Raw genomic sequence first — 12,816 nt, forward strand, 5'->3', positions numbered from 1 at the left:
AGGGCCTGAAAGCATGGGAACCAGAGTTTTGCGTCACCCTCTAAAGCACTGGTATTCCTTCTCCCAGGCGGCAATGCCCTGCCGCAGCAAACTTTATAGCCACACAAATGAGCTAACCTGCTTTTCTTGTGACTAATCCGTACTATTTAGCTGATTTCACAGATGTTCTACTTATTGATGGTATTGCTCGCCCTCCCCTCCATGGGAACTGACGTAGAGCCGGAGGATAAAGTCTGTCCTATTTGTTTGGCTGATTTTCATGGCAAGGATATGGCTCCAGTGGACGTCAAAACCCAAAGTCGAACCCAATGTGGCCACCACTTCCATCTGGACTGTATTTCAAGACAATTTGTTTCTCAGCCCGTTGGCTCAAGACAGTGTGCGATGTGCCGGCAAGACCCGATGCCTGTAGTGAATCTGAGCACCGGTGAATCTCATCCGGATGCATTTTTCCCCAATGAGACGTTTTGTGATGCCTGTTATTACGGAGATTTGGATCAGGTGGAGAAGTCACTGGCAGAAGGCGTCAATGTCAATGCCATTACGCATGATGATCTCACTGCCTTGATGATCGCATCTTACCGGGGGCACAAGGCTATCGTCGAATGCCTGATCAACGCCGGAGCGAATCTCAACACCGCCTCTGAGACTGGTACCACGGCACTGTTCCTCTCTGCCCAGGAAAATCACAGCGACTGCGTGAAACTTCTGATCAATGCCGGGGCAGATATCGACGCCCGGGCTAAGGATGGCGCCAACCCACTGTTCATCGCTACACAAGAAAATCACACTGACAGCGTGAAACTCCTGATCAACGCCGGGGCCAATCTCAACACCGTCTGGCTCGTGAATGGTGCCACCCCATTGTTCATTGCTGCAAAAAAAAATAACATCGACTGCCTGAAACTCCTGATCAACGCCGGGGCGGATATCAACATCCCGAGTGGGGATGGCACCACCCCGCTATTCATCGCAGCCGAGAAGGGCAATACCGACTGCCTGGAACTCCTGATCAACGCCGGGGCGGATATCAACGCCCGGGCTAAGGATGGCGCCAGCCCACTGTTCATCGCTGCACAAGAAAATCACATCGACTGCGTGAAACGCCTGATCAACGCCGGTGCCGACCTCAACGCCGTCTGGATTGAGGAGGGTATCACCCCGTTGTTCATGGCTGCACAAGAACATAACACCGACTGCCTGAAACTCCTGATCAACGCCGGGGCTGACCTCAACGCCCGAAGAACTGAGGATGGCGCAACCCCGCTGTTCAACGCAGCCAGGGAGGGCAATTCCGACTGCGTAGAACTCCTGATCAACGCCGGGGCTGACCTCAACGCCCGTCTAACTGAGGATGGCGCGACCCCGCTGTTCATCGCAGCCAGGGAAGGCAATCTCGAGTGTTTGAAACGCCTGATCAGGGCCGAGGCAGATATCAACGCCATCTTGTCGGATGGCACCACACTTCTCTCCATCGCAACCAGGATGGGCAATGCCGACTGCGCGAGACTCCTGATGAACGCCGGAGCTGAGGGGGAGCAGAGGCGATGAAAGAAACAAAAGAAAGACATTATGCTGTCCGGTGAACAAGGCTTTCAGGTGTTCCCATCTTCAGAGCTTTTGAAATAGGTGATTATTTAGCCGCAGCAAACTTTATAGCCAAATAAATGAACTATCGTACTTTTTTTATGTCTAACTCGAACTATTTATTAGTTATCAAGGATGTTCAACTCTTATGGATAGCATTGCTCACCCCCCTCTCCCCATTGGCGCTGACGTAAAGTCGGAAGCCGAGGTCTGCCCTATTTGTTTGACTGAATTTCATGGCCACGATGTGGCGCCAGTGGACGTCAAAACCCAATGTCGAACCCACTGCGGCCACCACTTCCATCTGGACTGTATTTCAGAACAATTTGTTTATCAGCCCATCGGCTCACGACACTGCGCGGTGTGCCGGCAAGACCCGATGCCTGTAGTGAATCTGGACACCAGTGAACCTTACCCGGATACATCTTTCCCCAATCAAGCATTTTATGATGCCTGTTATTACGGGGATTTGGATCAGGTGGAGAGGTCGCTGGCAGAAGGCGTCAATGTCAATGCCGTTATGACGTATGGTTTGACTGCCTTGATGGTGGCATCCATCAGGGGGCACACGGATGTCGTCGAACGTCTGATCAACGCCGGAGCGGACGTCAATACCGCTCGGAATGAAGATGGCGCCAACCCACTGCTCTACGCTGCCCAGGTAAATAACACCGACTGCGTGAAACTCCTGATCAATAAAGGGGCAGATCTCAATGCTGAGGCCAAGAATGGTGCCACCCCTCTGTTCATCGCTGCCGAGATGGGCAATACCGAATGCCTGAAAGCCCTTATCGAAGCCAAGGCGAATCTCAATACCAATAATGAGAATGGCGTCACCGCGCTTTTCATTGCGGTACAAACTAATCACATCGAATGCGTGAAACTCCTGCTCAACGCCGGGGCGGATCCTAACGTCCGGACCGAGGCTGGCAGCACCCTGCTGATGATCGCTGCTGCGAGAGGTCATAGCGACTGCATGGAAGCCCTGATCAAGGCCAAGGCGAATCTCAATGCCCGAACTGAAAACGGCATGACCCCGCTGTTCATCGCCGTTCTGCGTAATAGGATCGACTGCGTGAAACTCCTGATCAAAGAGGGGGCGGATATCAATGCCCCGAATAACAATGGTGTCACCCCTGCGTACATCGCTGCGCAAGAAAATCATATCGACTGCCTGAAACTCCTGATCAAAGAGGGGGCGGATATCAACGCCCGGACTAAGGACGGCGTCAGTCCATTGTTCATCGCTGCACAAAAAAATCACATCGAATGTGTGAAACTTCTGATCAACAAGGGGGCAGATCTCAATGCCGTCTGGATCAAGGAGGGTGCCACCCCGTTGTTCATTGCTGCACAAGAAAATAAAACCGATATTGTAAAACTCCTGATCGAAGCAGGGGCGGACCTTAGCAAGCAGAATAATGATGGCGGCACCCCGCTGCACATCGCTGCGCAAAAAAATAACACGGACTGCCTGAAACTCCTGCTCAACGCCGGGGCAGATCTCAACGCCCGGACTAAATACGGCACCACGGCACTGCACATCGCATCCGAGATGGGCAGTACCGAGTGTGTGAAACGCCTGATCAGTGCCGGGGCAGACATCAACATCCCGAGTGAGGATGGCACCACCCCGCTATTCATCGCAGCCCGGAAGGGCCATACCGACTGTGTGGAACTCCTGCTCAACACCGAGGCCGATCTCAACGCCCGCAGGACTCAGGATGGCGCGACCCCGCTGTTCATCGCAGCCCGGGAAGGCAATATCGAATGTCTGAAACGCCTGATCAGAGCCGAGGCAGACATCAACGCCGCCTTGTCGGACGGCACCACTCCTCTCGCCATCGCAACAGAGATGGGCAATGCCGACTGCGCGAGACTCCTGACCAACGCCGGGACCAGGCAGGCAACAGAGGCAATGCAGGGAAGGTGAATGAGGCCGGTGTGCGACAGGTCGGCATGACCCGGTGCCGGTATTGCGGCAGATATGCATCAGATATTTTGAAATAGTTGATTATTTAGCCACAGCGGACTTTACAGCTACATAAATGAACTATCCTACCGGCTCTCATGTCATATCTATATTATTTTGCTGCTTTCACAGTTGTTTTACTTATGGATGGTATTGCTCGCCCCCCTCTCACCATTGGAGCTGACGTAAAGTCGGAGGCCGATGTCTGCCCTATTTGTCACGATGAATTCCATGGCCGCGATGTGGCGCCAATGGACGTCAAAACCCAATGTCGAACCCAATGTGGCCACCGCTTCCATCTGGACTGCATTACAAGACACTTTGTTCATCAGCCCGTTGGCTCACGACACTGCGCGATGTGTCGGCAAGACCCCATGCCTGTTGTGAATCTGAAGACCGGTGAATCTCACCAGGATACATTTTTCCCCAATCAGACGTTTTATACTGCCTGTTATGACGGGGATTTCGATCAGGTGGAGAAGTCACTGGCAGAAGGAGTCAATATTAATGCCGTTAGGTATGATGATGTCACTGCCTTGATAATCGCATCTTACCGGGGGCACAAGGCTATCGTCGAACGCCTGATCAGCCACGGAGCGAATCTCAACACTGCCAGTGAGACTGGTGCCACGGCACTGTTTGCTGCTGCCCAGGAAAATAACACCGACTGCATGAAACTCCTGATCAAGGCCGGGGCAGATCTCAATGCTGGCACTGAGGATGGCTCCACCCCACTGTCCATGGCCGCCCAGTTGGGCAACATCGACTGCGTGAAAGCCCTGATCGAAGCGAAGGCGAACCTCAACGTCAAGGATAAGGCTGGCCACACCCCGCTACTCATCGCTGCTGCGAAAGGCAAGACCGACTGCGTGGAAGCCCTGATCGAAGCCAAGGCAGATCCCAATGCCGGGCATAAGAGTGGCATCACCCCGGTGCTCTTGGCTGCCCAGGAAAATAACGCCGACTGCCTGAAACTCCTGATCAAGGCCGGGGCAGATCTTAATGCCCGATCTGAAGATGGCATGAGCCCGATGTTTGTCGCCGTCCTGCGTAATAGCATCGACTGCGTGAAACTCCTGATCAAAGAGGGGGCGAATATCAACGCCCGGACTGAGAGTGGCGCCAGCCCTGTGTACATCGCTGCACTAAGAAATCATATCGACTGCCTGAAACTCCTGATCAAAGAGGGGGCGGATATCAACGCCCGGACTGAGGATGGCGCCAGCCCACTGTTCATGGCTGCACAAGAAAATAACACCGACTGCGTGAAACTCCTGATCAAAGAGGGGGCGGATCTCAACGCCGTCTGGATCGAGGAGGGTGCTACCCCGTTGTTCATTGCTGCACAAGAAAATAACACCGATATTGTACAACTCCTGATCGAAGCAGAGGCGGACCTTAACAAGCAGAATAATGATGGCGGCACCCCGCTGCACGTCGCTGCATACAAAAATAACACCGACTGCCTGAAACTCCTGATCAACGCCGAGTCGAATCTCAACGCCCGGACTAAATACGGCACCACTGCCCTGCACATCGCAGCCGAGATGGGCAATACCGAGTGCGTAAAAATCCTGATCAGTGCCGGGGCGGACATCAACATCCCGGGTGAGGATGGCACCACCCCGCTATTCATCGCAGCCCAGAAGGGCCATACCGACTGCGTGGAACGCCTGCTCAACACCGAGGCCGATCTCAACGCCCGCAGGACTCAGGATGGCGCGACCCCGCTGTTCATCGCAGCCCGGGAAGGCAATATCGAGTGTTTGAAACGCCTGATCAGGGCCGAGGCAGATATCAACGCCGCCTTGTCGGATGGCACCACTCCTCTCGCCATCGCAACCGGGATGGGCCATACCGACTGCGTGGAACTCCTGATCAATGCCAGGGCAAGGCAGGGAACGCAGGCGGTGAAAAGAACAAAAGAAAGGCGTTAGGTTGTCCGGTGAACAAGGCTCTCAGGTGTTCCCATCTTCTGAGTTTTTGAAATAGGTGATGATTTAGCCACAGCGAACTTTATAGCCACATAAATGAACTATCCTAATGTTCTTAAGTCAAATTCATACTATCCAGCTCGTTTCACAGATGTTCTACTTATGGATGGCATTGCTCTTGCTCGCCCTCCCCTCCATGGGAAATGACGTAAAGCCGGAGGATAGTGTCTGTCCTATTTGTTTGGCTGATTTTCGTGGCCACGATGTGCCACCAGTGGTCCTCAAAACGCAATGTCGAACCCACTGTGGCCACCGCTTCCATCTGGACTGTATTTCAGAACAATTTGTTTATCGGCCCGTCGGCTCACGACACTGCGCGATATGTCGGCAAGACCCGATGCCTGTAGTGAATCTGAACACCAGTGAATCTTACCCGGATACATCTTTCCCCAATCAGACATTTTATGATGCCTGTTATTATGGGGGTTTGGATCAGGTGGAGAGGTCGCTGGCAGAAGGCGTCAATGTCAATGCCGTTATGACGAATGGTTTGACTGCCTTGATGTTGGCATCCATCAAGGGGCACACGGATATCGTCGAACGTCTGATCAACGCCGGAGCGGACGTCAACACCGCTCGGAATGAGGATGGCGCCACCCCACTGCTCTATGCTGCCCTGGAAAATAACAGCGACTGCTTGAAGCTCCTGATCAATAAAGGGGCAGATCTCAATGCTGGGGCCAAGAATGGTGCTACCCCTCTGTCCATCGCTGCCGAGATGGGCAGTACCGACTGCCTGAAAGCCCTTATCGAAGCCAGGGCGAACCTCAACACCAAGGATGAGGATGGCAACACCCCGCTAATCATGGCTGCTGCGAGAGACAACACCGACTGCGTGAAACTCCTGATCGAAGCCAAGGCAGATCCCAATGCCGGTCCTGAGAATGGCACCACTCCGCTGCTCTTGGCTGCCCAGGCAAATAACACCGAATGCATGAAACTCCTGATCAAGGCCAAGGCGGATCTTAATGCCCGATTTGAAGATGGCATGACCCCGCTGTTTGTCGCCGTCCTGCGCAATAGCATCGACTGCGTGAAACTCCTGATCAAAAAGGGGGCGGATATCAACACCCCGAATAACGATGGTGCCACCCCTGTGTACATCGCTGCGCAAGAAAATCATATCGAATGCCTGAAACTCCTGATCAAAGAGGGGGCGGATATCGACGCCCGGACTAAGAATGGAGCCAGCCCTGTGTACATCGCTGCACAAAAAAATTATATCGATTGCCTGAAACTCCTGATCAAAGAGGGGGCGGATATCAACGCTCGGACTAAGGACGGCGCCAGCCCACTGTTCATGGCTGCACAAGAAAATAACACCGACTGCGTGAAACTCCTGATCAAAGAGGGGGCGGATCTCAACGCCGTCTGGATCAAGGAGAGTGCCACCCCGTTGTTCATTGCTGCACAAGAAAATAACACCGATATTGTAAAACTCCTGATCAAAGCAGAGGCGGACCTTAACAAGCAGAATAATCATGGCGGCACCCCGCTGCACGTCGCTGCACACAAAAATAACACCGACTGCCTGAAACTCCTGATCAACGCCGAGTCGAATCTCAACGCCCGGACTAAATACGGCACCACTGCCCTGCACATCGCAGCCGAGATGGGCAATACCGAGTGCGTAAAAATCCTGATCAGTGCCGGGGCAGATATCAACATCCCGGGCGAGGATGGCACCACACCGCTATTCATCGCTGCCCAGAAGGGCAATACCGACTGCGTGGAACTCCTGATCAACACCGGGGCCGATCTCAACGCCGCCTTGTCGGATGGCACCACTCCTCTCGCCATCGCAACCGGGATGGGCAATACCGACTGCGCGAGACTCCTGATGAACGCCGGGGCCAGACAGGAAAGATAGGCAAGGAAGGGAACAACAGAAAGGCCTTGTATTATCCAGTGAACACGGCTTTCAGTTGTTGTCGGCTTCTGTATTTTAAAATGCGTGATTATTTAGCCACAGCAAACTTTGATAGGCCTATAAATAAACTACCATAATTTTTCTGCATCAAACCCTGGCCACTTGCCTGACCAACACAGATGTTCTTCTTACGGATCGCATTGCTCTCTATCCTCTCACCGTGGACACTGAAGGCCGATCACTGTCCTATTTGTTTGGCTTACTTTCATGGCAGAACTGAAGCCCCTGTGATCGTCAAAACCCAATGCTGTGGTCACCGCTTCGATCTGGACTGTATTTCAAGGTGTTTTGTTGATCAGCCCATCGGCTCACGCCAGTGCGCTATGTGTCGGCAAGACCCGATGCCTGTAGTGAATCTGAACACCGGTGAATCTCATCCGGACACATTTTTCCCCAATCAGGCGTTTTTTAATGCCTGTTTAGACGGGGATTTGGATCAGGTGGAGAGGTCACTGGCAGAAGGCGTCAATGTCAATGCCATTACGCATGATGATTTCACTGCCTTGATGATCGCATCTTACCGGGGGCACAAGGCTATCGTCGAGTGCCTGATCAACGCCGGAGCGAATCTCAACGCCACCAGTGAGGCTCGTGCCACGGCACTGTTCCTCGCTGCCCAGGAAAATAACACCGACTGCGTGAATCTCCTGATCAAGGCAGGGGCGGATATCAACACCAGAATTGAAGATGGCATCACTCCGCTGTACATCGCTGTCCTGAGAAATAGCATCAACTGTGTGAAACTCTTGATCAGCGCCGGGGCGAATCCCAACGCCGCCGATGGGGATGGTGGCACGGTACTGTTCCTCGCTGCCCAGAATAATAACACCGACTGCGTGAATCTCCTGATCAAGGCCGGTGCAGATCTCAATGCGGTGGCTGAGGATGGCTCCACCCCACTGTTCATGGCCGCCCAGTTGGGCAATACCGACTGCGTGAAAGCCCTGATCGAAGCAAAGGCGAACCTCAACGTCAAAACTGAGGATGGCATCACCCCGCTGCTCATCGCTGCTGCGAAGGGCAATACCGACTGCGTGAAAGCCCTGATCGAAGCCAAGGCAGATCTCAATGCCGGGCCTGGGTATGGCGTCACCCCGCTGCTCTTGGCTGCCCAGGAAAATAACGCCGACTGCATGAAAGCCCTGATCAAGGCCGGGGTTGATATCAACACCCGAACTGAAGACGGCATCAGCCCGCTGTTCATGGCAGCCCTGCGTAATAGCATCGACTGCGTGAAACTCCTGATCAGCGCCGGGGCGGATCTCAACCCTCGGAACAAGAGTGGCTCCACCCCATTGCTTATCGCTGCACGAAAAAATCACACCGCCTGCCTGAAACTCCTGATCAGCGCCGGGGCGGATCTCAACCCCCGGAATGAGAGAGGCGCCACCCCAATGTTTATCGCTGCAAAAGAAAATAACACCGACTGTTTGAAACTCTTGATTAAAGCCGGGGCTGATCTCAACGCCCAGAATAATGATGGCGCCAGCCCGCTTTTCATGGCTGCACAAGAAAATAACACCGACTGCCTGAAACTCCTGATCAACGCCGGGGCAGATCTCAACGCCGCCCTGACCCAGGATGGTGCCACCCCGCTGCTCATCGCTGCGCAAGAAAATAACACCGACTGCCTGAAACTCCTGATCAACGCCGGGGCGGATCTCAACGCCCGGGCTAAGGATGGCGTCAGCCCACTGTTAATAGCTGCACAAGAAAATCACATCGACTGCGTTAAACTTCTGATCAAAGAGGGGGCGGATCTCAACGCCGTCTGGACCAAGCTTGGTGCCACACCGTTGTTCGTTGCTGCCTATAGAAATAACACCGACTGCTTGAAACTCCTGATCAACGCCGGGGCAGACATCAACATCCCGGGTAAGGATGGCACCACCCCGCTATTCATTGCAGCCCGGAAGGCCAATACCGAATGCATGGAACTTCTGATCAACGCCGGGGCTGACCTCAACGCCCGAAGGACTGAGGATGGCGCGACCACGCTGTTCATCGCAGCCCGGGATGGCAATATAGAGTGTCTGAAACGCCTGATCAGGGCCGAGGCAGATATCAACGCCGCCTTGTCGGATGGCACTACTCCTCTCGCCATCGCAACCGAGATGGGCAATGCTGGCTGCGCGAGACTCCTGATCAATGCCGGGGCAAGGGAGGGAACAACAGAAAGTCGTTGTATTATCCAGTGAACACGGCTTTCAGTTGTTGTCGGCTTCTGTATTTTAAAATGCGTGATTATTTAGCCACAGCGAACTTTGATAGGCCCATAAATAAACTACCATAATTTTTTTGTATCAAACCCTTGCCACTTGTTTGACCAACACAGATGTTCTTTTTACGGATCGCATTGCTCTCTTTACTCTCCCCATGGACACTGAAGGCCGATCAATGTCCTATTTGTTTGGCTTGCTTTCATGGCCGAAGTCTGCCCCCTGTGGTCGTCAAAACCCAATGTTGTGGTCACCGCTTCGATCTGGACTGTATTTCAAGGTGTTTTGTTGATCAGCCCATCGGCTCACGTCGGTGCGCTATGTGTCGGCAGGACCCGATGCCTGTGGTGAATCTGAACACTGGTGAATCTCACCCGGATACATTTTTCCCCGATCAGGCATTTTATGATGCCTGTTATGATGGGGATTTGGATCAGGTGGAAAAGTCACTGGCAGAAGGGGTCAATGTCAATGCCCCTGCGCATGGTGGTTACACTGCCTTGATGATCGCATCCATCAGGGAGCACACGGACGTCGTCGAACGTCTGATCAACGCCGGAGCGGACGTCGACACCGCTCGGAATGAGGATGATGCCACCCCACTGCACTTCGCTGCCCTGAAAAATAACACCGACTGCGTGAAACTCCTGATCAAGGCTGGAGCTGATCTCAACGCCCGGACTAAGGATGGCACCAGCCCGCTGTTCATCGCTGCACAAGAAAATAACACCGACTGTCTGAAACTCCTGATCAACGCCGGGGCTGATATCAACGCCGTCCGGATCAAAGATGGCACCAGCCCGCTGTTCATGGCTGCACAAGAAAATAACACCGACTGCTTGAAACTCCTGATCAACGCCGGGGCTGATATCAACGCCGTCCCGATCAAAGATGGTGCCACCCCGCTGTTCATGGCTGCACAAGAAAATAACACCGACTGCATTAAAATACTGATCAATGCCAGAGTGGATCTCAACGCTGTCAGGCCCAGGGATGGCGCTACCCCGCTGTACATCGCCACCCTGCGTAATAACATCGACTGCGTGAAACTCCTCATCAACGCCGGGGCAGATATCAACGCCCGGTCCAGGAAAGGCATCACCCCACTACTTACCGCAGTCCTGAAGGGTAATACCGACTGCGTAGAACTCCTGATCAACACCGGGGCCGATCTTGACGCCCGGAGGACTGAGGATGGTGCGACCTCGCTGTTAATCGCAGCCCATCAGGGCAATACCGAGTTTGTGAAACGCCTGATCAACGCCGGGGCGGATCTCAACGCCCGGACTAAGAGTGGCGCAACCCCACTGTTCATCGCTGCACAAGAAAATCACATCGACTGCCTGAAACTCCTGATCAACGCCGGGGCGGATCTTAACGCCCAGACTAAGAATGGCACCACTCCACTGTTCATGGCTGCACAAGAAAATCACATTGACTGCGTGGAACTCCTGATCCACGCTGGGGCAGATCTCAACGCCCAGACCAAGCATGGCGCCGCCGCGCTGTTGATCGCTGCCCTGCGCGGCAATATCGACTGCGTGAAACTCCTGATCCACGCCGGGGCGGATCTCAACCCCCGGACTGAGAGTGGCGCCACCCCACTGTTGATCGCTGCTCAAGAAAATAACACCGACTGCGTAGAACTCCTGATCAGGGCCGGGGCCGATCTCAACGCCGCCTTGTCGGATGGCACCACCCCGCTGTCCATCGCGACCGAGATAAGCAATACCGACTGCGTGAACCTGCTGACCATCGCCGGGGCAATGAAGGGAAAAGGGGCGGTGAAAGAAACAAAAGAAAAATGTGATCTTGCCCAGTAAACAGGGTTCTCAGGTGTACCCATCTTCTTGAGTTTTGCAATGCGTGATTATTTAGCCACAGCAAACTTTGTTAGCCATATAAATGGACTATCCTGCTCTTTTGTATCTAACCGGTGCTAGTTATTGACCAACACAGATGTTCTTCTCGTGGATGACATTGCTCGCTGCCCTCTCGACAGTGAAGGCTGATCACTGTCCTATTTGTCTGGCTTACTTCCATGACCGAAGTGAAGCACCCGTGGTCGTCAAAACCCAATGTTGTGGTCACCGCTTCGATCTGGACTGTATTTCGAGGTGTTTTGTTGATCAGCCCATCGGCTCACGACGCTGTGCAATGTGTCGGCAGGACCCGATGCCTGTGGTGAATCTGAACACCGGTGAATCTCACCCGGATACATTTTTCCCCGATCAGGCGTTTTATGATGCCTGTTATGATGGGGATTTGGATCAGGTGGAAAAGTCACTGGCAGAAGGAATCAATGTCAATGCCGCTACACATGAAGGTTACACTGCCCTGATGATCGCATCCTACCGGGGGCACAAGGCTATCGTCGAACGCCTGATCAACGCCGGAGCGGACGTCGACACCGCTCGGAATGAGGAGGATGCCACCCCACTGCACTTCGCTGCCCTGAAAAATAACACCGACTGCGTGAAACTCCTGATCAAGGCTGGAGCTGATCTCAACGCCCGGACTAAGGATGGCACCAGCCCGCTGTTCATCGCTGCACAAGAAAATAACACCGACTGTCTGAAACTCCTGATCAACGCCGGGGCTGATATCAACGCCGTCCGGATCAAAGATGGCACCAGCCCGCTGTTCATCGCTACACAAGAAAATCACATTGACTGCGTGAAACTCCTGATCAACGCCGGGGCCGATCTCAATGCCGTCTGGATCGAGAATGATGCCTCCCCACTATTCATCGCAGCCCAGAAGGGCAATACCGACTGCGTGGAACTCCTGATCAACGCCGGGGCGGATATCAACGCCCGGGCTGAGGATGGCGCCAGCCCACTGTTCATCGCTACACAAGAAAATCACATCGACTGCGTGAAACTCCTGATCAACGCCGGGGCCGATCTCAATGCCGTCTGGATCGAGGATGGTGCCTCCCCGTTGCTCATGGCTGTACAAGAAGATAACACCGACTGCGTGGAACTCCTTATCAACGCCGGGGCTGACCTCCACGCCGTCTTGTCGGATGGCACCACTCTTCTCGCCATCGCAACCGGGATGGGCAATGCTGACTGCGCGAGACTCCTGATCAACGCCGGGGCAAGGTAGGAA

Annotated in this window: 7 protein-coding genes; all 7 read left to right on the forward strand. The window is 53.7% G+C overall.

The features are described 5' to 3' along the window. Positions 1-162 precede the first annotated feature (162 nt). The 7 genes from ACOMG9_RS22310 to ACOMG9_RS22340 all read left to right on the forward strand — a co-directional run bounded on the left by ACOMG9_RS22310 (position 163) and on the right by ACOMG9_RS22340 (position 12,813). Positions 163-1,551, forward strand: coding sequence for an ankyrin repeat domain-containing protein (locus tag ACOMG9_RS22310; protein WP_494529449.1), 1,389 nt, complete (start codon positions 163-165; stop codon positions 1,549-1,551). A gap of 184 nt (positions 1,552-1,735) precedes the next feature. After that, positions 1,736-3,520: an ankyrin repeat domain-containing protein gene (locus ACOMG9_RS22315; RefSeq protein ID WP_494529450.1), complete on the forward strand. Its 1,785-nt coding sequence runs from the start codon at positions 1,736-1,738 to the stop codon at positions 3,518-3,520. Between the two features lie 182 nt (positions 3,521-3,702). Next, entirely contained in the window at positions 3,703-5,496 is a 1,794-nt protein-coding gene (locus ACOMG9_RS22320; protein ID WP_448218548.1) for an ankyrin repeat domain-containing protein, read from the forward strand. A 148-nt stretch (positions 5,497-5,644) separates the two neighbouring features. Next, positions 5,645-7,423, forward strand: coding sequence for an ankyrin repeat domain-containing protein (locus tag ACOMG9_RS22325; RefSeq protein WP_494529451.1), 1,779 nt, complete (start codon positions 5,645-5,647; stop codon positions 7,421-7,423). 179 nt (positions 7,424-7,602) lie between these two features. Further along, positions 7,603-9,681 carry an ankyrin repeat domain-containing protein gene (locus ACOMG9_RS22330; RefSeq protein ID WP_494529452.1) on the forward strand — a complete coding sequence of 693 codons (2,079 nt, stop codon included), beginning with the start codon at positions 7,603-7,605 and terminating at the stop codon, positions 9,679-9,681. 137 nt (positions 9,682-9,818) lie between these two features. Then, positions 9,819-11,525, forward strand: a complete 1,707-nt coding sequence (locus ACOMG9_RS22335; RefSeq protein ID WP_448218551.1) for an ankyrin repeat domain-containing protein — start codon at positions 9,819-9,821, stop codon at positions 11,523-11,525. A gap of 151 nt (positions 11,526-11,676) precedes the next feature. After that, on the forward strand, positions 11,677-12,813 hold the full coding sequence (locus ACOMG9_RS22340; protein ID WP_494529453.1) for an ankyrin repeat domain-containing protein: 1,137 nt from the start codon (positions 11,677-11,679) through the stop codon (positions 12,811-12,813). Positions 12,814-12,816: the final 3 nt, after the last annotated feature.

Source organism: Endozoicomonas sp. PH6C, assembly GCF_059322965.1.